22 protein-coding genes are annotated in these 23,541 nt (G+C 39.7%); 1 reads left to right on the forward strand and 21 read right to left on the reverse strand.

The window, feature by feature from the left end; all coding sequences use genetic code 11:
• Nucleotides 1-381 precede the first annotated feature (381 nt).
• Nucleotides 382-1,323: a lysylphosphatidylglycerol synthase transmembrane domain-containing protein gene (locus FPL27_RS13485; protein WP_185974376.1), complete on the forward strand. Its 942-nt coding sequence runs from the start codon at nucleotides 382-384 to the stop codon at nucleotides 1,321-1,323.
• 157 nt (nucleotides 1,324-1,480) lie between these two features.
• On the opposite strand, the gene FPL27_RS13490 is transcribed toward FPL27_RS13485, so the two are convergent.
• From FPL27_RS13490 to FPL27_RS13590, 21 genes are all read right to left on the reverse strand, one after another.
• Nucleotides 1,481-2,119, reverse strand: coding sequence for an FkbM family methyltransferase (locus FPL27_RS13490; protein WP_143961586.1), 639 nt, complete (start codon nucleotides 2,117-2,119; stop codon nucleotides 1,481-1,483).
• 876 nt (nucleotides 2,120-2,995) lie between these two features.
• On the reverse strand, nucleotides 2,996-4,228 hold the full coding sequence (locus FPL27_RS13495) for a hypothetical protein (RefSeq protein ID WP_143961587.1): 1,233 nt from the start codon (nucleotides 4,226-4,228) through the stop codon (nucleotides 2,996-2,998).
• Between the two features lie 297 nt (nucleotides 4,229-4,525).
• Nucleotides 4,526-5,545: a polysaccharide deacetylase family protein gene (locus tag FPL27_RS13500; protein WP_143961588.1), complete on the reverse strand. Its 1,020-nt coding sequence runs from the start codon at nucleotides 5,543-5,545 to the stop codon at nucleotides 4,526-4,528.
• Between the two features lie 528 nt (nucleotides 5,546-6,073).
• Nucleotides 6,074-7,177 (reverse strand): nucleotidyl transferase AbiEii/AbiGii toxin family protein, encoded by a 1,104-nt coding sequence (locus FPL27_RS13505; RefSeq protein WP_143961589.1) that lies wholly within the window; start codon nucleotides 7,175-7,177, stop codon nucleotides 6,074-6,076.
• Complete coding sequence (locus FPL27_RS13510; protein ID WP_143961590.1) at nucleotides 7,174-7,938, reverse strand: DUF6577 family protein; 765 nt, start codon at nucleotides 7,936-7,938, stop codon at nucleotides 7,174-7,176. The genes FPL27_RS13505 and FPL27_RS13510 overlap by 4 nt, the downstream gene beginning before the upstream one ends.
• A gap of 1,086 nt (nucleotides 7,939-9,024) precedes the next feature.
• The gene (locus FPL27_RS13515) at nucleotides 9,025-9,291 is read right to left on the reverse strand and encodes a hypothetical protein (RefSeq protein WP_143961591.1); all 267 of its coding nucleotides are present in this window, start codon (nucleotides 9,289-9,291) and stop codon (nucleotides 9,025-9,027) included.
• The gene (locus FPL27_RS13520) at nucleotides 9,281-10,099 is read right to left on the reverse strand and encodes a hypothetical protein (protein WP_235893439.1); all 819 of its coding nucleotides are present in this window, start codon (nucleotides 10,097-10,099) and stop codon (nucleotides 9,281-9,283) included. Before FPL27_RS13520 ends, FPL27_RS13515 begins: the two co-directional genes overlap by 11 nt.
• Nucleotides 10,100-10,496: 397 nt before the next feature.
• Entirely contained in the window at nucleotides 10,497-11,306 is an 810-nt protein-coding gene (locus FPL27_RS13525; protein WP_143961593.1) for a wbuO protein, read from the reverse strand.
• Nucleotides 11,299-11,973: an HAD-IB family phosphatase gene (locus FPL27_RS13530; RefSeq protein ID WP_143961594.1), complete on the reverse strand. Its 675-nt coding sequence runs from the start codon at nucleotides 11,971-11,973 to the stop codon at nucleotides 11,299-11,301. Before FPL27_RS13530 ends, FPL27_RS13525 begins: the two co-directional genes overlap by 8 nt.
• Nucleotides 11,963-13,132, reverse strand: a complete 1,170-nt coding sequence (locus FPL27_RS13535; RefSeq protein WP_143961595.1) for a glycosyltransferase family protein — start codon at nucleotides 13,130-13,132, stop codon at nucleotides 11,963-11,965. The genes FPL27_RS13530 and FPL27_RS13535 overlap by 11 nt, the downstream gene beginning before the upstream one ends.
• Complete coding sequence (locus FPL27_RS13540) at nucleotides 13,133-14,269, reverse strand: glycosyltransferase (RefSeq protein WP_143961596.1); 1,137 nt, start codon at nucleotides 14,267-14,269, stop codon at nucleotides 13,133-13,135.
• Nucleotides 14,270-14,276: 7 nt separating this feature from the next.
• Entirely contained in the window at nucleotides 14,277-15,113 is an 837-nt protein-coding gene (locus tag FPL27_RS13545) for an FkbM family methyltransferase (RefSeq protein ID WP_143961597.1), read from the reverse strand.
• Nucleotides 15,114-15,974 carry an alpha-1,2-fucosyltransferase gene (locus tag FPL27_RS13550; RefSeq protein ID WP_143961598.1) on the reverse strand — a complete coding sequence of 287 codons (861 nt, stop codon included), beginning with the start codon at nucleotides 15,972-15,974 and terminating at the stop codon, nucleotides 15,114-15,116.
• On the reverse strand, nucleotides 15,971-16,963 hold the full coding sequence (locus FPL27_RS13555) for a glycosyltransferase family A protein (RefSeq protein ID WP_143961599.1): 993 nt from the start codon (nucleotides 16,961-16,963) through the stop codon (nucleotides 15,971-15,973). Before FPL27_RS13555 ends, FPL27_RS13550 begins: the two co-directional genes overlap by 4 nt.
• Nucleotides 16,953-18,062, reverse strand: a complete 1,110-nt coding sequence (locus tag FPL27_RS13560) for a glycosyltransferase family 2 protein (protein ID WP_143961600.1) — start codon at nucleotides 18,060-18,062, stop codon at nucleotides 16,953-16,955. Before FPL27_RS13560 ends, FPL27_RS13555 begins: the two co-directional genes overlap by 11 nt.
• Nucleotides 18,025-18,990 carry a glycosyltransferase family 2 protein gene (locus FPL27_RS13565; protein WP_143961601.1) on the reverse strand — a complete coding sequence of 322 codons (966 nt, stop codon included), beginning with the start codon at nucleotides 18,988-18,990 and terminating at the stop codon, nucleotides 18,025-18,027. Before FPL27_RS13565 ends, FPL27_RS13560 begins: the two co-directional genes overlap by 38 nt.
• Complete coding sequence (locus FPL27_RS13570) at nucleotides 18,980-19,765, reverse strand: class I SAM-dependent methyltransferase (protein WP_143961602.1); 786 nt, start codon at nucleotides 19,763-19,765, stop codon at nucleotides 18,980-18,982. The genes FPL27_RS13565 and FPL27_RS13570 overlap by 11 nt, the downstream gene beginning before the upstream one ends.
• On the reverse strand, nucleotides 19,762-20,997 hold the full coding sequence (locus FPL27_RS13575) for an ABC transporter ATP-binding protein (protein WP_143961603.1): 1,236 nt from the start codon (nucleotides 20,995-20,997) through the stop codon (nucleotides 19,762-19,764). The genes FPL27_RS13570 and FPL27_RS13575 overlap by 4 nt, the downstream gene beginning before the upstream one ends.
• A 1-nt stretch (nucleotide 20,998) precedes the next feature.
• Complete coding sequence (locus tag FPL27_RS13580) at nucleotides 20,999-21,853, reverse strand: ABC transporter permease (RefSeq protein WP_143961604.1); 855 nt, start codon at nucleotides 21,851-21,853, stop codon at nucleotides 20,999-21,001.
• Between the two features lie 143 nt (nucleotides 21,854-21,996).
• A complete protein-coding gene (locus tag FPL27_RS13585) occupies nucleotides 21,997-22,599 on the reverse strand; it encodes a serine O-acetyltransferase (RefSeq protein ID WP_143961605.1) in 603 nt (200 codons plus the stop codon).
• A gap of 36 nt (nucleotides 22,600-22,635) precedes the next feature.
• The gene (locus FPL27_RS13590; protein ID WP_185974377.1) at nucleotides 22,636-23,526 is read right to left on the reverse strand and encodes a glycosyltransferase family 2 protein; all 891 of its coding nucleotides are present in this window, start codon (nucleotides 23,524-23,526) and stop codon (nucleotides 22,636-22,638) included.
• Nucleotides 23,527-23,541: the final 15 nt, after the last annotated feature.

Consider the following 23,541-nt stretch of genomic DNA (forward strand, 5'->3'; position numbering starts at 1 on the left):
AGTGAATAAGCTAATCAAGCAGGCATTTGCCATTGCCAAATCAGGTATTGCATATGACAAAAGCTATTCAAACTTCAATGCTGTAGCGAAATAAAATTTGGACTCAAAACTTGACATTTAACACAATTCATTGCGAACCCGACCAACCTGTACTTCCAGTGAATAGGTCGGGTGTGGCAATCTTGACCTGTAATTGAAGCCAAGTCTAGATTGCTTCGCCCCGGCGACGTTGTAAAAAATAATAATGGAGCCGGGACTCGCAAGGACGGGAATAATCCTTCCAGATCTCTAGAAAATTTGATAGACCTGGAAGGTTTTTGCTTCCTTAAGCTTTAAACTATAAACCATAAACCATAAGCCTTAAACAAATAAACCATACCTTTGCCCACGATCGAAAAGGGGCATATAGAGCAGATACCGGTGAGTGAACAAATTAAAAACAAGTTAAAGCTGATAGTCAAGCTGGCTGTTACGGGGCTGGCTATTTGGCTGGTATCTACCAAAGTGGATCTCCATGAGGTGGCTGCCACCATTATCAAAGCACACCCAGGCTACTTGTTTCTCGCTCTGTTGTTTTTTGTCGTTTCCAAGATCGTTTCGGCGGTTCGCCTGAAGTACTTCTTTGAGGAAATTGACGTGCAGCTTTCCCATCCCTACAATTTCAGGCTGTACCTGATCGGTATGTTCCACAACCTTTACCTTCCCGGAGGCGTGGGGGGAGATGGGTATAAGGTTTACCTGCTGAATAAGGAAAGTAAAAAGCCGGTCAAAAAACTGGTCAGCTCGGTTCTTTTCGACCGGATCAGCGGACTGGTGGCCCTCATGTTTCTGGCCCTGGTACTTTCCTACATCAGCTCCATCCGGCTGATATTCGACGAACTGGAATTTTACGGCCTTATACTGTTGATCCTGGCCTACCCGGCCTACATCTTCATCACCAAAAAACTTTTCCCCCTTTACCATAAAAACCTCTATAAAACCTCTGCCCTGTCCCTGCTGACACAGAATCTGCAGCTGGTTTGTACTTTTTTTCTCCTGATGAGTTTGGGAGTAGACCACAATATTCTGGAATATCAAGCCTTATTTATGCTGGCCTCCATAGCGACGATTGTTCCGATTACATTTGGGGGCATCGGTGTGAGGGAGATGGTTTTTATTGCCAGTTACCAGGTATTGGGTTTGGATAAGGGAATTGGAGTGAGTTTTAGCCTGCTGTTTTTTGCTATTACTGCGTTGGTGTCATTCTCGGGAGCTTTTCTGAAGGCCCAGCCGATGGGGAAGTACGAAGTACGAAATACGAAGGACGAGGTAAAACTGGGATAGTTTAAGGGTTGATGGGATTAACGGATTAAGTGGGGTAGAAAGTAGATTCCCGGCGCTGACGCGCGGCGGGAGGGTTAGAAGGTTAGTAATGAAGGCAGATGAAGGTTGGCACCTGCATCACTTTAAACCATAAACCTTAAGCCTTAAACCACCATACTCAAACCCAATTAAGCTTAATATTCTCTATTTTCAACCGAGCAATTATGGCTTTCAGTTCAGCTACTTTTTCCTTGTGTCCGGGGATTTTGGTTTCGTGGGTTTCCACCAGGAGGACACCGATTTTTTTGTAGGTTTCGTTTTTGATGAGTTTGTGCAGGATTTCTATTTCGGCACCTTCGACATCCATTTTCAAAATGTCTACGGGTCTGTCCAGGGCAGAAATATAACTGTCCAGATCCACCGTTTCTACCTCAATACTGTCCTGGGCATTAATATTCAACTTATCCCGAACTATCGAGGAGCTTACCGTAAAGGCGGAATTGTTACTCTCCTGCTGGCTGGTATGAAAATATAATTTTGCCGTACTGGCTTTATGGTCTACGGCTTTATTGATCAGTTCAATATTTCCCTCTCCCCTAAACCGCTCCTCGAGCATTTCATACGCTATCGGATCGGGTTCAAAGGCGATGACGGAGGCATTCTTGGTTAAAAACAGGGCACTGATATCCCCTACATTTGCTCCACAGTCGATGATCAGGGAGGATTCGTTTACTTTTTTTAAGATGGGAATGAGTTTGATGTAACTGATCCAGAAGGCGGCTTTGTTGAGGACTCTTCGTTTTAGTAGACTGTTCATTTAGAATGATTTGGCTGATATTGGGTTTTAGTTAACCTTTAAAATAAGGGATAATATTGAGAGTGCCAAATGAGTAGAGGTGTAGAGGGTTAATTCCCGGTGCTGGCGCACGGCGGGAGGGTTAGAAGGTTAGTAATGAAGGCAGATGAAGGTTGCCACCCGCATCTACTTGGCGCCGCTTTGGTAAAGCACTGTTCAAGGTAGAAGGTAGATGTCCCGATTGGCGCCCAGACGGTACATCACGAGGGCGCATCGGGACGGTAGAAAGTAGAGTGAACCACAGTCGCACGGGAAGAGGGCACCCTTCATCTCTAACCCTCGCCGCGGTGGCCATGGCGCAGCCGGCCACTCAGCGGCGAATCTACTTTCTACTATCTACCAGAGTAGGATGTAGAAAGTAGATTCCCGGCGCTGACGCGCGGCGGGAGGGGTAGAAGGTTAGTAATGAAGGCAGATGAAGGTTGCCACCCGCATCTACTTGGCGCCGCTTTGGTAAAGCACTGTTCAAGGTAGAAGGTAGATGTCCCGATTGGCGCCCAGACGGTACATCACGAGGGCGCATCGGGACGGTAGAAAGTAGAGTGAACCACAGTCGCACGGGAAGAGGGCACCCTTCATCTCTAACCCTCGCCGCGGTGGCCATGGCGCAGCCGGCCACTCAGCGGCGAATCTACTTTCTACTATCTACCAGAGTAGGATGTAGAAAGTAGATTCCCGGCGCTGACGCGCGGCGGGAGGGGTAGAAGGTTAGTAATGAAGGCAGATGAAGGCAGGACGGTAGAAGGTAGAGAACAACGGCGCTACAAGAAGAGGGCACGCTTCATCTCTAAACCTCGCCGCAGTGGTTATGGCGAAGCCGACCACCCAGCGGCGAATCTACTTTCTACTATCTACCTGAGTAGAAAGTAGATTCCCGGTGCTGACGCACGGCGGGAGGGGTAGAAGGTTAGAGATGGCGAACGCTGCGCTGTTGCCTGCTGGATGGTTGGTAGTGGGAAAATGTAGAAGGCTAAGATAAAAGACCACACAGAAACTCTTCATCCGCATCATGATGCCCAGGTTGCTCAGGGAGTTGGCGAAGAGGAAGGTGGTGATCAGGAAGAATAGCAGGACTATCCAATACAGCAGAGGAATATTGGTCAATTTCGTTCCTCTTATCCTGCTCAACCCATATACACTCAATCCCACATACACCAAATTTTCCAAGGAGGCTAAATAGGTTTGCAGGTTGTAGGCATCGAAAAACAAGGGGCGGAAGAGGTAGGTGCCGAGGCGTTGGAGGAGGTTGTAGTGCTGCATATCGACCATGGAGCCCACGCCTTCCCCATGCAGGAAGTCCAGCTGATAGTCCATCAGGGCTTTAAGCGAATCCCATGAAAAATCATCTATGACCAGGTAGGCCGTCAGCATGGGATACAGCAGCACCAACCCCAGCACCCCTACTCCACCGATACCAAGTTTCCAGCGCCTATCCAAAGAAGGCTCCAGCAGAAAGAAAAGAAAGCTCAACCCTGCCATCAGGAAACCAATATGCGGACGGGCCAGAAAGAGAAAGCCTATGGCCAGGGGCAACTGCCAACCTGCACTTTTCCAATACCTCAACCCATAAAACACCCAGCCCAGACCCAAAATGGTCAGAGCCTCCTTAGTGATCCCGGCGGTCCAGAAGTGCATGTTTGGCAGGAAGAGAACCAGCCACCCGGATTTTTGGATAATATTTTCGGTCTTGTCCTCCTGGGATGTTCTTTTAAAGAGGGATAGATAAATTAGCTGAATCCCCAGATAGCCGAGCAAACCATAAATCAGGTTCAGCCCCAAAAATGACCATCCCCATTGGTGCGGCCAGAAGTTTAACCACTGCACAAACCTGGTGCTCAGCCCAAAATAATCCATCCAGCGCTCGCTGGGAGCCTCCATCACGTTGGTACTGAGTTCCCAGTAGGCAATTGCATCCCCGCCTTGCAGGAGGATGAAGTAGGTAAAGGCAAATGTAAAAAGTAGATGGTACCCCAGCAATGCATGCAGCACCCACCGATCCTGCTTTGGGCGGGAATGGTTGGTGTAGGCTGTGAAGCCGTAGGCGACCGTTATGATTAGGAGTTCAATCATGTGCAATTATAGTGAAAAAATGTGGTTTAGAGGTTTATTTCCCGGCGCTGTCGCGCGGCGGGAGGTTTAGAGGTTTAGGGATGAAGGCAGATTAAGGTTGCCACTCGCATCTACTTGGCGCCACCCGCTGATCCTTGGCGTCGCTTTGCGCCTAAACCTCTAAACCTCTGGATGTGCGCAGCACCAATCCAGAATTAACCCTCTAAACCAACCATGTCCAAAGGCTTCGTTGCGCACGTCGCGTAATCCGGTGCGTCGTCGCGTGAACTCTTTACTCAAATTTCCCGATCCGCTCTGCTACTCGGGACAAGTGTTCTCCTTTGTGACCAATTTCCCCTCCTGCTCTTTCTGACCATTTCCCACAAAGTCCCCCATATTCCTGGACTCCATGCCGAAATGCTCCTTGAGGAATTGATAATGGTTCAACAGTGCTTCCAGGTCCTTCAGGTTCTCCGCGGGGTGGTGGCCGAAGTTGTGGGGGTGCCACCAGAGGTGGTAGGTTTCGCCGAACCTGGCCGCGCGGGTCATCTCCAGCACAATACGGGACAGGCGCCAATGATTGAGGATGCCTCTGTCGGGGTGGTTGGGGCGGAAAAAACGGCTGGCAGGGAGTTGGAGGGGCATGGTGGTGTCCATAACCTTTAAACTCTCCAACTTAAAACTGCTTCTCCCCCCTATAGGAAACAGGGTGTCGGCAGTTCTGAAGGCTTTTTTTAGATAATTCTCCCTGTAGGTGTCCTGCCAATACCAGTCACGGGGGTTGCTTCTGACACAGGTAAAACCCTCCTCCTTACAAATGGGAAGATACTGGAAATTAACCTGGTTGCGGGGAAAAACCAGGGAAGTGAGTTCGACCCCAAACTTGTCCGAGGCGATTTTCCTAGCAGCCCTAAGATCAGCCCTAAATTGCTGGACTTCCTGTCCAGGTTCGCAGGTATAGTAATGGGAAAAGGTATGGCTGGCGAGTTCCTGCCCCGGGGCACTTGCAATCATTGCAACCTGCTGGGGGGCAAATAGATATTTGGAAGGAAAGGGATGGGAAAGGTACCAGGCATAGGCCGAAAACTTCGACTGCCGATACATGGGGAGTTCCTCGGGCATATAGGATCTCCATTCCTGTGGGTTCTCGGCCATCAACATCCCCACGGTGGCCCAAGTAGCACGAATGCCGTAACGGTCAAAGAGCTCCAATACGCGGGGGATATTATCCAGGGTATTCTGGTAGTATTGGTCTGCTCTACGGCTTCCCAACTTCTCAAACCGCCCCCAGTACAGTTCAAAATCCAACGAAACAACAAAATGCCCTGAGGAATCCATTTCTTACCTTTAAAAAGTTTTATATAGTAGTAGAAAAATAGGGAATTATTGGGGAATTACAAATAGTGGCGGGTAAATAATGGTGTAGAGCCTGCCTGATGGCAGTCAGGGTTTATTTCCCGGCGCTGACGCGCGGCGGGAGGTTTAGAGGTTTAGAGGTTTAGGGATGAAGGCAGATGAAGGTTGCCAACTGCATCCCTCTGCGTCGCTTTGCGCCTAAACCCCTAAACCTCTGGATGTGCGCAGCACCAATCCAGAAATAAACCTCTAAACTGATAGCCGACCACCCAGCGGCGAATCTACTATCTACTATCTACCAGAGTAGGATGTAGAAAGTAGATTCCCGGTGCTGACGCACGGCGGGAGGGTTAGAGGTTTAGGGATGAAGGCGTCCCGAAGTAAGAAGTACGAAATACGAGGGATGAAGTAAACAACAGTAAACCTTTTCCTTGACGTCGCTTTGTACCAAAAACCTGAGTGCCGGCCAGCCAGCTCTAAATCTTCCCGCTGGGAAAATAAACCTCTAGACTATTTAATTTTAGCTATCAATTTAATCGTCTGGTGCCAATAATAGAATGCTGATTTATCTGGTTGTCTTTTCAAGCGCATCAGGAAGTTCCAATCTGGATCTGTAATGGCCAAGTCTTTAACATCCTCACCAGCATAATAGATGATCGGTGAGAGATCATTGACCAAAATTTTGGCCGCTAGGTAAGCAATTCGGGCAGTTGCCGATACTGCATCGTCTATCCTAAAATTGCCGGCCATTAAGAACCCGGTACCAAAAGCAGTGATTCCTTTTTGTAACTCTTTGAATTTGGCTTTTTCATCATTATTGCCCCGATCTCTTTTGACCAAGGTGATGCATGTATTAATTGTATCTCGCAATACTATCTCCGGGGTGAGCTCAGCTTCCGGGTTTTCATTCTTACGATAAGCGATCTCATGCTCCGCAAATACCTTAAAACTGGCAGCGACCACTTCCAAGTTTTGAATGTACTCGAAGAGTTTACTCAAGTCGTACAGCTGTTTACATATCTCCATGGAAAACGGCTGTTTGTCTTTCCCCTTGAAGTAAGGAATTCCGATGGTGTTAGGAGCAAATGCAGTCAATTTATCACCTGTTATAGCATCAATAGAAGGTACCGTGACAAGTGTCTCATTATCTATTTCGATCCATTTTGTGAGCACAGGCTTTTGGATCACCTCCGGATAGATCGAATCCTCTATAAGAACATCTAATAAAATAGTACCGGAACCTTGCTTGTTCGATTCAAATTTAAACTTATAATGAGCCTTAGGAACACCGGGTTGATAGCTACGATGTTCATCAAGTTCAAAACCGATGAAATTGGAAGAATCGACAACCTTTTGCAGAATGATTTCCAAACTTTTTCGATCAACTTTACTTATAATGTCAATATCAATGGAGAACCGATTCGCTTTTTCCAACAAAAGCACCAAACTGGTACCACCTTTGAATACGAAATCAAGACCTTGGTTTTCCAACCTTTCCAACAAATGCAAGGCATAAATCATCTTTTCCAAAATGATCTTATCAATTCTTCTATAGACTTTTTGTTTCTTAAATCCTTCTAACCATTCATCCCTAAAGCAATGTTCCCTTATCATTCGATAATATCTTTTATGAGATGGTACATGTGGTTCTTCATAAACTGTTTGATTTCTTGTTCTCTTTCCCTGCGCTTTGCATAGCTGAAGAGTTTGGTAAAATTGACGCCATAGCTGTTAATGGCATTTTCGTAGATGTGCATCAATTCAGAACCTTGCAGGAAGTAGAAAAGCTTTTCTTCTGCAAAGAGATCAACCAGAATTTTCTCCAAGAAAGGAGTATTAAACTCCACTCTTTTCTCGGTTCTTTTTATAACCGGAGAACGCGTAATCAACTTTTTGATGACTACCGGATAGTTACTTTCAGCAATATAAAAATCGATAGTTTTATCGTCAGGATTGAGGTAAAGCTCCTTTTTTGTTGAGTCTTTCAATTCATAGTACAGGGACTCCATGAATTCCTTTTCAATCTCAATAAGTATAATTCGTCTGCTAGCCTGGTGTTGGGAAAATTCATTGAGCCATTCAGTTTCCCATATACAGTGCTTGGCGTCCTCAAATTTGTCTGTGATACGTTTTGCTAGCTTAAGTAGCTCAGGGGATATTTCCGGCATATATTTAGGTTTGTCAGAAATAACATAAAGTCCTCTCTTAATCGGACTAATAATATTTTTATCTCTCAGGTCATGGATTCTCCATCCAAAGGTCCCTTCTTTCAGATCCGGTTCAAATTGGTGGTAAAATTCAAAGAGATCTTCACGAGTAAAGTGCTCCCGGTCTTTAAACTCTTTAATCAATTTACTTTCTATAATTTTCAGCATTTCATTTCCCAATTTTTACCAAAAATACAAAATTTTGGTGAATATTTGAAATCAAAAAAATGCCAGTAATTAGAAATACTGGCAAATATTGGGGATCGGTGTAGAGCCTGCCTGATGGCAGTCAGGGTTTATTTCCCTGCGCTGGCGCGCGGCGGGAGAAATAAGTTTAAGGCCTGCCTGGCGGCAGACAGGGTTGATGGGATTAACGGATTAAGGAGCTTCGCCATGGATTGACGGACTGGGGTAGAAAGTAGATTCCCGGTGCTGGCCTCCCGTCATTGCGCATAGTCCCGAGTAGCCTTGCGGATCGGGAAACCCGACCAACCTGTACTTCCAGTGAATAGGTCGGGTGTGGCAATCTTGACCTGTAATTAAAGCCAAGTCTAGATTGCTTCGCCCCGGCGACGTTGTGAAAAATAATAATGGAGCCGGGACTTCCCGATTCGCTCCGCTCTCGGGACAGGCGCAAGGACGGGGACAAATCCAGGTCTCGTGAAAATTGGATAGAATAAGTAGAAGGTAGATGTCCCGATTGGCGCCCAAAAGGTATATCACGAGGGCGCATCGGGACGGTAGAAGGTAGAGAACAACGGCGTTACAAGAAGAGGGCACGCTTCATCTCTAACCCTCGCCGCAGTGGTCATGGCGAAGCCGACCACTCAGCGGCGAATCTACTATCTACTATCTACCAGAGTAGGATGTAGAAAGTAGATTCCCGGTGCTGACGCACGGCGGGAGGGTTAGAGGGTTAGTAATGAAGGCAGGTGAAGGCGGGACGGTAGAAGGTAGAGAGAACAACGGCGCTACAAGAAGAGGGCACGCTTCATCTCTAAACCTCGCCGCAGTGGTCATGGCGCAGCCGGCCACTCAGCGGCGAATCTACTATCTACTATCTACCTATTATCGGTGTAGAGGTTTATTTCCCGGCGCTGACGCGCGGCGGGAGGTGTAGAGGTTTAGGGATGAAGGCAGATGAAGGTTGCCACCTGCATCCCTTGGCGTCGCTTGCGGTTTCTAAACCTCTAAACCTCTGGATGTGCGCAGCACCAATCCAGAAATAAACCCTGACTGCCGTCCAGGCAGGCTCTAAACCAATAGGCTAACACCCAGTGCTTTGGCATATTGTGAGATGGAGGTACCTAAAGAAAAGGTGGCTTCTAGACCGGCAGCCCGTTTTCTGCTGGGTTCAAGGGCCTCTATCCATTTAACAGCTTGCTTCACGCGGTTGGGATTGTTGTGGTTGTAGAGGTGGACCTGGGGGTGGGTTTGGAGGAGGGAATCGGTGTCGCCGATGCCTTGGGTGGCGATGGTGGGGAGGGACATGAGGAGGTATTCGCCTGGGTCAAGAAACACTTTTTAGCTCTAATCTAGCCTTTATTCTCATTAACCTTTTGATCTTCTTTATTTTTTGATCCTTTAAAAAATTATAATAGGAGTACAACAAGAAGAAGAGAAAAAAGATAAAGGTCATATTTTTCATTCTAACCATTATTCCAAAATTACTTAATGAACCTGCAAAAGCCAATGTAGCAATTATGAATGTCATCAACATCACCTTGATAGCATTGGGGGATTTTTTGTATGCTTGAAACAGGTTAGTTTTCATACCTACATGAACAACCAGTATTAGGCAGATCAAATTTTCAACGGAATTCAAAAGACTTGAAAAATTATGCGCATCAAAAAATAATGGCCGGAATAGAAAAGTAAACACTTTAAGGGGATATGGGTATCCAGACATATCAACAAAAGATCCACCATAGCTCAAATTCACACTTGTCTTGTTAAATAACTCCTCAACGTTTTCGGTATTAAGTTCTTCTATTTTTAAGAATATCATTACCTCTCCATATATAAAGACAAAGCCAAGAATTGCTACAGCGAAAAAGATAAGTTTGTAGGAGAAATGAAGCTTACTGTCCAATAAGAGCATCATTGCCGCAGAAAAAAGCACAATAAAGGCAACATGAGGTCTCACATGATAAATTAATAAAGCACTAATTGCCACCAACACCACATACTTTCTTAAATCCCTAATCCCATAAAAGAACATGACTAAAAATAAGAATACCAAGGAATCTTTTCCTATTCCCGAAGACCAAAAATGAAGACTTGGCAAAAGGAGGATATTAGGCCAAATCCCTATTCCGAAAACGTTCATTTTAACCTTTTCCTTGAATAAATCCTGCCCAATTAAGTACAGAAGGATAAAGGCCCAGGCTGAAACACTGGAATAAAGAAATGTACCGGTCCAGAAGTCAAGACCTAGAATACGGGAAAAAGGGTAGTTAATGAAAAACACGAAATTATTATGCGTGCCATATGTACTCAGCCATGACTCAAAATTGAATTGTCTAAACCTATCACCCAAGTTCCAATAAAAACTTGTATCAGTGCCTTGTGCAAACCATCCATAATAAAAGCCTATCAACACATGGTAATGATAAAGCAATATGGAAAAATTAAGGCCTTTTACACCGGTTCTTGGTTTCACAAACTCAGAAATAAAAACCAAGCTCAGGATATAAAGCAATATGGAAAAGAATATATCTAGCATACTAAGATACTACCCTTCTATAAACACCAGACTTAATCATAAGAAAGATTCCAGCCCGAAATAGAAAGAAATAGATAAACACATACAACCAGATGGAATTAATTCCCCAGAAAAACCCTGCAACACCAATCGATAACAATCCTATTCCATAATAAACGGCACGGAAGGTGTCAAGCGGCCCTATTAACTCTTGCAGGCTCGACATTTCATACTTTGGCTTTACGGAATGCTCGATTGTACGTAATATCGGGAAAGAAAATAGCAAGATGATATAAGGCTCAAAACCAAATTGGAAATCAAGGAGAAAATAGACTGGAAACCAATATTTCAAAACACATAGAACAAAGTAAGTTAACACATTGTACCTTGACCTGATCCAATTATGCAATTGAAAAGCAATGCTAATCAAAGCCAGGTATAGTCCACAATAAACTATTTGCCTCCATTCCATCAGATTAGTAAATATAATAACTCCTATAATAGCCCCAAGGAAACTCAATCTGATAGCTACAATAGAAGGAAGATTTTTCGAAATGTAATTAATATCATCAGCCGGAATTCTAAGATTGGGATATCGTTCCTTGTTGATGGTTATAGAGTCATTCACTATATACCCAATTTCATAAGGTAACATCCACATGACTAGTATTAATATGAAAAGGACACCCTGTTCATGGATGCTCACCCCGTAAAACCCAAATAGGAAAACTGCCAGAAACAGTGGATAGATGTAGATAAGGGAGTAAACTTCTGCCTTTATCCTCAACCTCGAAAAATAGAGATAATTGAAGGGGGCTATGAATTTAAACATGGATCAATTGCCAGTTGGGATAGGGCTTGAGTTTCTTTTTCCAATAATTAACATTCTGCCTTTTAGAGATGACAAAAGACGTCTCACAAAGTTCAATCAAATCAATATCATCCTTGTTATCGGTAAACACAGTGGTAAATTCACTTTGAATACAGCCATTCTCAAAAGCAAAACCTGCTTTTTTCCCTTTGATATCTATTGAGAATTTACCGGTATAGCATCCTTTAGCGTCTACATCCAAAGTGGAGCAAATAAAAGAACTTACCCCTAGTTCATCAGCAATAGCCTTCACCACAGGGTCAATAGATGCACTAATTAAAATAATTTCCTTTTTTTCACATGAAGCACTCTTAAGAACCTCGTGAACTCTATCAATTTTTTTGGAGCACAATATCTCCTTTACAAACTTTTCTGCTTCCAAAGCTACCTCTTCTTTCGGGGCTCCCTTTAACAAACCAACTAAATATTCCCGCAAGGGCAAGTTCCACCCGATTTTACTAAGCGCCACAACAAGCGCTTTTCCAGGAAGGGAAAGTAAGAGGCAAATTTTTAAATATTGAAGATTATTATTTTTGTTCAGGTAATATTTCAAAAAATCATAGGTTGTGTTAGACCTATACAAGGTCCCACAAACATCAAAAAGGATTTTCTTTGCGTCAGAGGCCATATTGAAAGGCTTGATGATAAATACTAGCTGTTTTGCTTATGGAATATTCCTGATAGGCAAAATCAGTTATTTCCTTCTTGCACTCGGCTTTTTGTTGAGCGCTAAGCCAATCCGTAAAACCCCCTTCATCAAAATTTTCCACATCATAACAATAAGCAAAACCCTTTCGACCAAGCACATGATCCAGGTCACCTATACCAGGTGAAAAAATAACCGGTAAGCCTGCTCCCAAGTATTCTGCTATTTTTATTGGAGCAACTCCTTTCATGGAGAATGTAGCTCTTCTGAAAGATATGCCAATATCTGCTTTTCGTAGTTCCTCATTCACAGAAGCTGGGGGCACACATTTAATTATAATCGATGAATCAAGTTCAAGGGAGAGGGATTCAATAATAGATTTAGCCCTTTCCAAATGCATTGTTAAAATAGTCAATTTCGCATGTACAAATTTTGACTTAATCAGCAGAAACAAGTCTATAAGTTCAGGTAACATATACTGGGGACCTAATGAACCTGAATAAATCAGATGAGGAAAGGGTTGATCAGTGATAGGAAACGCATCCTTAAACTTTTTTATTGTCCCATTATTAACCTTAAATATTTTGTCTTTATCCTGGCCCTTCGGGAGTGTCTTTGCTATTATTTGCCGTGCATGTTCAGTTCTACAGATGATAGATTGGGCCTTTTTATAGGCATCTAATTCAACCAATTTAAAGAATCTGTACCTTAAGTTTTTAACTGATAAACCATTAAAATCCACCCTTTCTTCTAAGGGAAACCCGTCGGCATCAAAAATTAACATTTGCTTCTTGCCCAGAAGTTTCTTAGAAACAAAAAATGAGGTAACTGCGCGTGGCATTATAACCTGAATGTTATTCGTTTCAATATACTGCTTAAGCTTAAAATGATCCCAGTATTTAGCTTTTAGAAAGTTTAAAAGACTAAATTTTAGGTTCAACTTAATAGGAAAGTAATTTATACCAAGTTGTTCAAGAGTTTTGCTTCTTTGGCAGACCTTTTCATCATCCGCCCAAGTAAATTGTGCTACATGAAAATCATAACCATAACAATTTTGAAGCTCTTGAAATATGGGTCCAAATAAATTTTCAAGGTAATTGACGTCAGGTCCATCCCAAGTGATAAATAAAATTTTCTCCATTTATTTGGCCAGCTTCAATTCTTGGGTATAAAATTCAGTTAATGCTTTAGTATATATTTCAACAGAAAACCTACTCTTCACATCCTCCATTCCCCTAATTCCCATTTGCTTTCTTTCTTCACTGTCCATTTCTACCATGGCTTTCATCTGGGCAACCATATTGTTATGATCGTTGGGATCTAGCAACAATCCTGTATGGGCTTTGATGATTTCGCTTGGCCCGCCTACTTTGGTGGCCAAGCTGGGCAAACCCAATTGCATGGCTTCAGCCAAAGAAAGCGAAAATCCCTCCGAAAAGGAAGGTAATACAAAGGCATCGGCTGCAATCAAAAAAGGATTGACATTAGCATGGAATCCCAAAAAATGCACCTGTGAATCTAGCCCTTTGTTCATTGCAAGGGTTTTGAGACTTTCTTTATCAGGCCCTTCCCCTATAATCCAAAATTGTAATTCCTTTTCCTTTATTTCAGTTTGGAGGGAGGCCAAAGCATTAATTAATCCATCTAGATTTTTGATACCTACTAACCTGCAAGTAGTAATAAACACAAACTGCTCTTTCTTTCTCTTTTCTTTCAAATTATGAATCAGCGTATCTATTTTTTCCTTTTCCTCTTGAGACAATTCCAGTTTGGGTTTGCCCATGGGATAATAGATCACTTCAATTTTTCGATCCGAAGCTTCTCCCAATTCCATCAACACCTTTTTGACCGCTTTGGAGATGGCGATGATTTTATTTGCTTTGATATAGGTCAATCTGAAAATCTGTTTCCAATAAGAATGGTGATTGGGAAAACCCACCTCCTCTCCTAACCTCAGCGGTACGCCCGCCCACCAAGCTGCCCAAATCCCATGAAAATTCCCTTCCCCATTAGAACAATGCACCACATCAGGCCTTTCTTCCTTGAAAATCCGAACCAATATTCGGATTAGCTTAAAGTTGGGAATTTGCGGATTCTCATTCAATACCCTCACCTGATATCCCATGGCTAATAATAGCCTGCTGGTCTGTCCGCCTTTGCCCAAAGCCAAAAAAATCATTTGATAATTCGGGTAATTCAGCATACCATCGGCTGTCAATTCCATATGTTTTTCTACCCCACCAAAATCCAGTTCTGTGACTATTCTGATTATTTTCATGGGATCCTTAGGAAGTAAAATTCATTTTTTGTTGAGCTTCCATCTTCTTTGAAATGCAGAGGTAATTGGTGGTTTTGAAAACCTCTAAATCCTCCGAATATTCTTGGATTGGAAACAATCCGTCCTTAACAATTCTGTAAATTCGAAAGGTAGGTGAAAGCAGATAATAAAAATCCTGGAAAAATGTCCTCGAATCAATGTTACAACCTCCAAACTCAAATTGGATGGTATTAATCTTTCCAGCATCAAGCATTTGCTTCGCTCCTTTCATAACAGACAATTCATGTCCTTCCACATCGAGTTTCAAAAAATCAATCTCTCCTATTTCTCTTTCATGACAAAAGCTATCCAAAGTCGTCACCTCCACTTGTTCCATTTCTTTGGTCTCTATACCAAAGTGATCTAATTTTCTATCGTACAATGAAGCCAATCCTGCTCCTTTTTCAGGGTAGAAAAGTGTCAGTTTTGCAGCTAATTCACCCAAGGCTTTTTGATGAAGGAAAACCTGATTTTGTATTCCAACTTTCTCCTTCAATATTCGAAATGTATGTTTAGAAGGTTCAAAGGCATGGATATCGGCCTTTTCATGAAAAAGCTTTTTGAGCAAGATTGAATATTCCCCTTTGTTCGCTCCAAGATCAAATAGCATCAGGTGGTCCTTATTCAAAAATAAAGATTTTACATGCTTAAGGGCAACTACCTCACCACTTTCTTCAATATTGTAACCACCTATATTCATCCCTGATAAGCCGAGACGATAGAGATACTGAAAGATAGCCTGATATTTCAGTTTCCCTCGATGCTTGCTCAAAGCATATTTAAGAATTTGATTGAGTATTTTCATTTAAATGATGATCGCTTGAGGTTGGTAAAAGGCTTTTTTGTCTTCATAGATATTTTGGGCTGCTTCATCATTGTACCATCTGTTTGGCTGGACAATGATCTTATTTGGATTGGGATTTAATCGGGAAGCCCACCAACTGAAGGTGCTATTGGCAATAACCTGATGTTTACAGGATTTCAATAGATCAAATTCCAAAAAATCTTGATGTTCACACAATTCCCCAGCAAAGACCGCATTTCTTAAAAATGGCATATTCTTTCTTACCCATTCCTGATCATCTGAAAAAACATAGAAAATAGGATTTTCAATCTTGGATTTGATTAGATTGATCGCAGATTCATAATAGGTGATCGGTGTCAGGCCAAAGTATTGATTGTATTGGGTGTTACTGGCGTAGTCTCCTCTTCTGATATGAATGCCAACTGAGTTAACAGAATTAACTTGACTTTTCTCTTTAAGATATGCCTTACTGGTAAACTGTGGCTTCAACTCCAACTCCTTAGCTATTTCATCTACAAAGTCATCAAAATAGGCATTCCAGGTCCAATATCCCTTAACCAATAAATTAGCTTTTTTTGGGATTTCAGTCCATTGATTAGGACGTTCTTCAATTAATGGATGATAAATGAAATTAGAAATGGGGTGGTTTATTATTGGGTGATTTAATACATTAATCACTTTTTTGGGAAGATGTCTTAAATAAATTTGAAACCGATTTAATCCAAACTCCCTATCCTTGAAGGAAGTAAAAGCATGTATATCTGAGGTTAAAAAAGTGTTAGCTTTTTCTGCTAATTTTCTTCCATGGACATACTGGAAAATTTGATTCCCAAGCCCACCCCAAAATCTAACTATTATCAAGACTCTTGAATTTTAAAAATTTTCACAATTTGTTTATAAAACCAAGGAAATTGATATCCATGTGATTCATACCAAGAGTATGCATCTGCCATCAATCTGGCCAATTTCAACTGGAATAAAGCATGATTTAAATTAAATTTTCTATTTGCTAATTCTTTTGTCACTTCTTTCAAAATTTGATAAGGAGATCTGTAAATCAATTTCACTTTGGCTTCCTCAAATACCTCAACATGATATACCGCGCAGGAAAAAACTCCGAAAACTAACCTTTTGCAATAAGCTAAAGAAATCTTTTTTTGTTCTGTCAGGTGGTTGATGATTAATTGGGGTGCAGTACCTGCGTACTTATCCAATTGGATGGCACAGTAAACAATCTGACTATCTCCTCCTGAGGTCAAAGCTCCTCCCTTTCTGCAAGTTGCCGTCATTTTGTTGTGATTGACGTTTTCCAAGTATAGCTGAGCAACGTCTTTTTTTATAGCAAGTCCGGTTCCGGAGGGGTACTTTATATTCCAGTATTTGGTATTATCAAAGACCACTTCATCTTGGTTCTTTTCCTGAAACAACCATGGATATAAGTCCAACCAATCTGGAATTTCTGTTTCATATTCTACTGTAATCTTTCCAGGTCCCCAGGCCCATACATGGGGACGCATTTGTATCAACCCTTGCAAGCCCATCAAATAATTGGAATCTATTTCATTGTCATCATCCAAGCACACAAGGAATTCTCCTTTGGCTTTTGAAAAAGCATTGAGAATAGAATAAATTTTCCCTTGTTTCTTTTCTTCTAAAATGGAAAAGGGTATACCATCAAATTCACAAAGTATTTCGTCAATCCAGTTATTATAGCTGTTATTGTCTGAGATGATATATTCAACAGTAGCGTCTTTGGGTATTTTAAGTTTTGCAATACTTTGAAGAATCCTTTTGATAAATCCTTTGTGAGGATTATAAGTGAATAAGATAATGCTATATTTAATTGGCATTTAATCCAAAATTAAAATTAACCTCAAGATGGTTTATCTTTTTTTTATATCTTTCCTGTACGATTAAACTATCAAGCATTTTTTGGTATTCCTGATGGGTGATGGAAAGAAGTGAGAAGCCTACAATATCAATTGTCGGGTAATTTCGTTTTAAAAACTCTAAATAATCATCCTGCCAATTCAGCCCCATTACTTTTTTTAGACTTTTTAAATAAAATTGAGTTTTTAATAAATAAAATTCAGGCTTATTTAAAATTCCTATTTTATAAAATGGAGCAATCAAATTTTGAATTTGATATCTACCAAAACTTTTAGATGTAATCCTAAGCGTTTCCCATACCGTCCTTTTATAATATCTTATATAACTGTTCGGAATAAGGGTTTGCAATTCCTGAAAAAACATTAAAAGGGAAGAGTAATTTTCAGAAGAATATATTTTACTCATGGTATTGGTATTATCTATGATTTCACGCCAATACCAATCAATTGAATCCGCATTGATTTCAATTTTGGAGGCTTTAGTCAATGCCAAAAAATTAAAGGCAACATCTTGTAATCCACTTAAGCTTTCATTCCAAGTTATTTGATTCTTTTCCATAAAAGACCTTCTGTACATCACGCTTTGTGATAACCAGGGCGTCATAATCAATACAAAGGATTTCAAAAAATCTTCTATTGCAAATAAAGGGGTTAAAACAATATCTCTATCCCTAAGGTCAATTTCAAATCTTCTTCCATTAGACACAACAAAATCTGAATTATTGCCAACCAAGGAATTGACCCTATTTTCCAGCATATTTGAAGCCATGATGTCATCGGAATCAAACCATTGAATATAATCACCCTTAGCCAAGGTAAAGGCAAAGTTTCTACAGGAATTACCTCCTTTAGGCAATCCTGAAGGTCTTTTAAAAAACTTTATACGTTTATCTTTTTCAGTAAATTCTTTTAATAATACCAAAGAATTATCGCTGCTATGGTCATCAACAATAATGCATTCCCAATTATTATAGGATTGGTTCATAACTGAATCCAATGTTTCCTTTAAAAAGGAGGCTTTATTAAAGTTTGGAATAAGAATGGAAATTAATGGATTCATTTAAATAATTGGTACCTATTTTCTTATTTATTTCTATAGACCTTTTTATTTTCTTTTTCATTTTCATCAAATGGGATCGAAATTTAAAGAGTTTTATAGCACGTCTAATTTTCAAATCTATTATCGAGTAAAAAATAAAGGAATCTAATTCTCGCTTTTGCTTCCTAAATTCAAAATAAAAATCTTTATTGATGTCTGCCAATTTTGGTTTTACTACACGATCAAAATTTTTTAAATCATGAAATAAATAAGTATAAACATAATCCTGATTTCTATCATGAAAAATTTTGACCTCGGGGATAATGCCAATTTTAAATCCATGAAAAATAGCTCTTTGACAATAATTATCATCTTCTCCATAATGAAAAAACAAAGGATCAAAACCACCTATTTGTTGAATACATGTTTTTGTAATAAGCCAAGCAGCGGCATTTACAAACGGCAATTCATATACTTCCTTCCGAGGTCTTTCTAAAATAAAATCGGAAATTAACCCTTTACAACGAATTTCATTTACATAATTGGAAAAATGGAAATCAATATTATCCCCTCTTCCGTTTAGGTGGATCGGACTTAATATGCCAAATTCGGGCCTTTCTAATGAATTTTTAACTAATTTCTCAATTGTGTCCAGCTCTACCCATGCATCTTGATTCAGTAAAAAAGCAAAATCATAATTATTCTCAAGGGTATAACTAAGCCCTATATTATTAGCTTGACCGAAACCCTGATTTTGATTATTTACAAATACTTTTACATTAGGAAAATTAATTTTAATTTTGGAGACAGTTGAATCAAAAGAATTATTATCTACACAGATTATATCAGGATTTATAGATGATAAATACAAACTATTAATACATTTTTCAATATAATCTTCTCCATTATAAGATATAATAATACACAAAATGCTCTTACTAGTAACCAAACCTAAACTTTTTAATCAACAACTTTATATATTTACGAGCAACCATAGGTTTTGATTTTAATACCCTTTCATGGATCTCTTTCAATCTTTTGTTTTCTTCTTGAAGTATATGTTTTTGTCTTAAGGATTCACCACTCCATGACATTAAATTTATAAGATCTGAGCTTTGAATTAATCCCTTTACAAATTTCGATGAAACAGAGTTTTTTTCTTTTGAAATAGATAACACGCCTAAGCCATTAGAGTGCAAAAAATTATAATTGATTGGAAATATTTCTATTAGATCCTCCCAAAATTTATAAACGCCAAAGCCTTCTCGTTTAACTACTGTATCATGAATTATGATTAATCCTTCATTCTTTAATTTTGGTAGCCAAGTATAAAAATCATTTTTTACAGCTTCATAGGTATGTAATCCATCAATATGTAAGCAATCAATACTTTTATCATTAAAATCGTGAACTGCATCATTAAAATCTTTTCTAATCATTTCTCCAATTTGAATGTAATGATTTTCAATAACTGATTTTAAATTAAGATATACAGAATCTTCATAAAACCCAGAATGCTCGTCTCCCGACCAAGTATCTATGGCAAAAACCTTACTGCCAATATTGTACATTTTTACTGCTTCACAAAAAGCTGTAAATGAATTCCCAGTATGCGTTCCTAACTCAACAATTAACTTTGGTTTAAAATTACGAACCAAATAAAATGCAAATGGGATATGTCCTACCCAACCATATGGATAATTAACATTTATATTCATAATCATATAACTGTATGTTTAAGAAATACTTTTCCATAATCAATTCTTTCCCACTTGTAAAAATCACTCCCGTTATCAAAAATTTTAAAAGATGCAATATTATCTATTTTAAATATTGATTCATATTGGTCATGAATATTTAAAAGCCAAGAAAATGTATTAGGAACAAGGTATCCCCCCTTTATCTTAATATGAATTCTATTTTCACCGCTCTGAATATGAAAGGGTTTAATATGAATAGTGGAAATTTTAAGCCCATAAGAATCTTTTAATAAAATAGCTATTATTGCATTATCATTATCAATATTAGACTCAAAAACAATTTTTATTTCAAAATCAACATCGTGAGGTATATTATTAGATTTTTCTTTAGTCTCAGCATTGAAAATCCCGAAAAATTTAACATTTATTTTACCGTTTGAATGTTGATAATTATACTTGGTTTCATTTATTTTCAAATACTGCGCAATAATATCATTTGAAGCCCCTAAGCCATTAACCTTTCCTTTATGCAATATAAATGCTTTCGAGCATAAAGCTTTAATTGCGCCCATATTATGACTAACGAACAAAATTGTTCTCCCTTGACCTTTACTAATATCGTTCATTTTCCCGATACATTTTTTTTGAAATTCTGCATCACCAACAGCTAAAACTTCATCGACTACCAAAATTTCCGCATCCAAATGGGCAGCAACTGCAAAGGCCAAACGGACATACATACCTGAAGAATAACGTTTAACGGGGGTTTCTAAATATCGCTCTACTCCTGCAAAATCAACAATTTCGTCAAAACGATTTTTGATTTCATGTTTACGCATCCCCAAAATTGCACCGTTCAAAAAAATGTTTTCTTTGCCTGACAATTCGGGATGAAAGCCAGTTCCTACCTCCAACAAGGATGCTACCCTACCTTTGATTTTGAATCCGCCTTGGGTGGGAGAAGTAACCCTTGAAAGGATTTTCAATAAGGTGGATTTCCCCGCCCCATTCTGCCCAATGATCCCCAATGCTTCTCCCTGCTGTACTTCAAAGTTGATATCTTTCAAACTCCAAGCAATATTACTTTCTCCTTTGACACTACGGTCATTGCTTTCTCCGATTTTGAGGAAAGGATCTTCCTTTTTCAATATTTTGGTCATCCACCAACGCTGAACATCCCCTGAAATGGTATTGGTACCAAACTGTCCCAATTGGTAAGCTTTGGAAAGATTTTCTACTTTTATTGCTGGGGCCATCTTATACAGTATCTATAAAATTCTTTTCGGTTTTATTAAAGATAAGAACCCCTAAAATCATACTTCCTAATGCCACTAAAGTACTGTATCCTAATAAAGACCAAGAAAACATTCCTTCTCCCAAAAAAGCATATCTGAATGTTTCTATTATTCCGGTCATGGGATTTAAGGCTACAATATGCCGGTACTTTTCGGGGGCAGTAGAAAGTGGATAAATAACTGTGGTCGTATACATCAGCAACTGAACCCCAAAAGTGACCAAAAAAGCCAAGTCCCTGTATTTGGTAGTCATGGCCGTAATCATCAATCCCAATCCCAATCCCAAAAATGCCATCAGCACAACCAATAGAGGGAAAAGCAAGGCAACCCAAGTCAGAAAAATATCGGATCCTTGTAGGTAAAAGTAAAGCCATACGCCCATAAACAATAGGAATTGAACTCCAAATCGGATCAAATTACCTGTTACTATACTAATGGGAACGACCAATCTCGGGAAATACACTTTTCCAAAAAGCTGTGCATTGTCACGGAATACCGTGGAGGTCTTAATCAGGCAATCCGCAAAATAATTCCATGCCGTGATGCCCGCAAGGTAAAATAAACCCTGTGGCAAACCATCCGTACTCAGCCCTGCCAGATTTCCAAAGACAAAGACAAAAACCAAAGTCGTAAATACCGGTTGGATAAAAAACCACAGGGGTCCCAATATGGTCTGTTTATAAAAGGATACAACATCCCTCCGCACCATCAAGACCAACAAATCCCTAAAATGCCAAATATCTTTCAAGGGAAGTTCGAACAGTCCCCGTTCCGGGGTCACTTCCAAATCCCACTTTTCTTCTTTATTAATTTCCATTAATTTGAATTTACTTACTCCAAAAGATTTATTAACAAGAGTTCAGACAAAAACAGGAATTACGACCTAATTGAAACAAACATTTTGAGCTCTAAATATTCGGAATTGTGTGATTTTTTCTGAGAATCTACCAACCCAATCAATCATTTACCTAATTTAAGATCCACTCTAATACCATCTTTTTTTATAATATAAGCAGGTATGCCTCCCACTGTACAATTAGCTGGTACATCTTTTAAAACAACTGCATTGGCACCGATTTTAACATTGTTGCCTACTTGAATATCTCCGAGAACTTTCGCTCCTGCTGACACTCGGACATTGTCTCCTAAGGTAGGTGTTTTGCCCGATTCGGTATAACCTATGGTGACCTGTTGATTGATAAAACAATCTTTACCAATTTTTTTGGCCGCTACTATGGTAGCAAAACCATGTTGGATATATAGCCCCGGACCTATCTCGGGGGTGGATAGAAATAAAGTTGAGCACTTTCTACAAAAAAAATTCAAAAAAACAGCATTCGCACCAACCCTAAAATAAAATAGGTTTCTAAATTCAGGTAAAACATTTAAAAGATACATAAATGAATTTATTGATTTTGTATTCAATTTTTTTTGCTTACACCAAACATGAATATCATAATCTATTACAGATTTATTTTTGCCAAATTTCCATACTATCAAATGAGGAAAACATCTTACATACCCAAAAATAAAAAAAAGAAACCTTAAGATTTTTGTCATCATAAACAAAGCTAGTTCAACATAAAAATTTACTTACTATTAATATTTAAACTTCATCCAGATTGAAAAAAGTAACCTATATAATCTTGGAGCAAAAATTAAAATTATATAATTAAAGTTGAATCTGTAGTTTTCTTCCGAAAGTAACTTTTTATAACTATTATTAACCTTAAGTTCTGACTTTTTCATGATTGATTCAATCAGCATATATTTCAAATATTTTACTCTTGAATCCCGATCAGTGCTTAGTTTTTCAAACCTATCATAGAACCAAAGGCAATCTTTATAGTCCACTTTTTTAAGGTGATTATCCTCCCAACGTACTAAAACATCTTTCGATGGGTAATAAGACCAGGATACCATCTCGCCAACTTCTATAAAATAGGCAAAGTCCTCATGAAATCGGATGGCCTCAGGAAAGGCTACTTGTTTGGCGATTTCAGATTTAACCATCAAAGTGGATGTTTGCGCAAAACTGTCACCATTGATGGTAAAATCAAAAATACTTTCACCTTGTCTTATTGACCTTGATTCTCTAAAATATTTACCCTTTAGATCCACCACCCAAGCACCTGAATAGATGGCATTGGCCCCCGTCTCTTGGATATAATTATAAGCACATTGCAAACGGTCAATAGACCATTCATCATCGGCATCTAAAAAAGCTATATATTGTCCTGAAGAGTTTTCCACCCCGATATTTCGACAAGCACTTGGTCCCTTTCTCCTGTTTTGTGGTCGCTGATCAATCATGATTCGACTATCTGAAACAGCAAACTCCTTTAAAATCTCCCAAGTCTGATCCGTAGACCCATCATCCACCACCACCATTTCCCAATCCCGAAAACTTTGCCCCTTCACCATCTCCACAGTTTGCCTGATAAAATCAGCACAGTTGAAAGTGGGGATAACGATTGTGAAAAAAGGCAAAGTGAGGTAAGATGT

Source organism: Litoribacter populi (genome assembly GCF_007483685.1).
Taxonomy (GTDB): domain Bacteria; phylum Bacteroidota; class Bacteroidia; order Cytophagales; family Cyclobacteriaceae; genus Litoribacter; species Litoribacter populi.

Bases quoted from the DNA above. Each gene is read 5' to 3' on its own strand.
- FPL27_RS13535 (WP_143961595.1), bottom strand. From the start codon at position 13,132: ATGGAGAAAATTTTATTTATCACTTGGGATGGACCTGACGTCAATTAC.
- FPL27_RS13505 (WP_143961589.1), bottom strand. From the start codon at position 7,177: ATGATAAGGGAACATTGCTTTAGGGATGAATGGTTAGAAGGATTTAAG.
- FPL27_RS13570 (WP_143961602.1), bottom strand. From the start codon at position 19,765: ATGATTATGAATATAAATGTTAATTATCCATATGGTTGGGTAGGACAT.
- FPL27_RS13580 (WP_143961604.1), bottom strand. From the start codon at position 21,853: ATGGAAATTAATAAAGAAGAAAAGTGGGATTTGGAAGTGACCCCGGAA.
- FPL27_RS13510 (WP_143961590.1), bottom strand. From the start codon at position 7,938: ATGCTGAAAATTATAGAAAGTAAATTGATTAAAGAGTTTAAAGACCGG.
- FPL27_RS13525 (WP_143961593.1), bottom strand. From the start codon at position 11,306: ATGTTTAAATTCATAGCCCCCTTCAATTATCTCTATTTTTCGAGGTTG.
- FPL27_RS13555 (WP_143961599.1), bottom strand. From the start codon at position 16,963: ATGCCAATTAAATATAGCATTATCTTATTCACTTATAATCCTCACAAA.
- FPL27_RS13490 (WP_143961586.1), bottom strand. From the start codon at position 2,119: ATGAACAGTCTACTAAAACGAAGAGTCCTCAACAAAGCCGCCTTCTGG.
- FPL27_RS13575 (WP_143961603.1), bottom strand. From the start codon at position 20,997: ATGGCCCCAGCAATAAAAGTAGAAAATCTTTCCAAAGCTTACCAATTG.
- FPL27_RS13495 (WP_143961587.1), bottom strand. From the start codon at position 4,228: ATGATTGAACTCCTAATCATAACGGTCGCCTACGGCTTCACAGCCTAC.
- FPL27_RS13560 (WP_143961600.1), bottom strand. From the start codon at position 18,062: ATGAATCCATTAATTTCCATTCTTATTCCAAACTTTAATAAAGCCTCC.
- FPL27_RS13585 (WP_143961605.1), bottom strand. From the start codon at position 22,599: ATGATGACAAAAATCTTAAGGTTTCTTTTTTTTATTTTTGGGTATGTA.
- FPL27_RS13540 (WP_143961596.1), bottom strand. From the start codon at position 14,269: ATGAAAATAATCAGAATAGTCACAGAACTGGATTTTGGTGGGGTAGAA.
- FPL27_RS13545 (WP_143961597.1), bottom strand. From the start codon at position 15,113: ATGAAAATACTCAATCAAATTCTTAAATATGCTTTGAGCAAGCATCGA.
- FPL27_RS13520 (WP_235893439.1), bottom strand. From the start codon at position 10,099: ATGAACGTTTTCGGAATAGGGATTTGGCCTAATATCCTCCTTTTGCCA.
- FPL27_RS13530 (WP_143961594.1), bottom strand. From the start codon at position 11,973: ATGGCCTCTGACGCAAAGAAAATCCTTTTTGATGTTTGTGGGACCTTG.
- FPL27_RS13500 (WP_143961588.1), bottom strand. From the start codon at position 5,545: ATGGATTCCTCAGGGCATTTTGTTGTTTCGTTGGATTTTGAACTGTAC.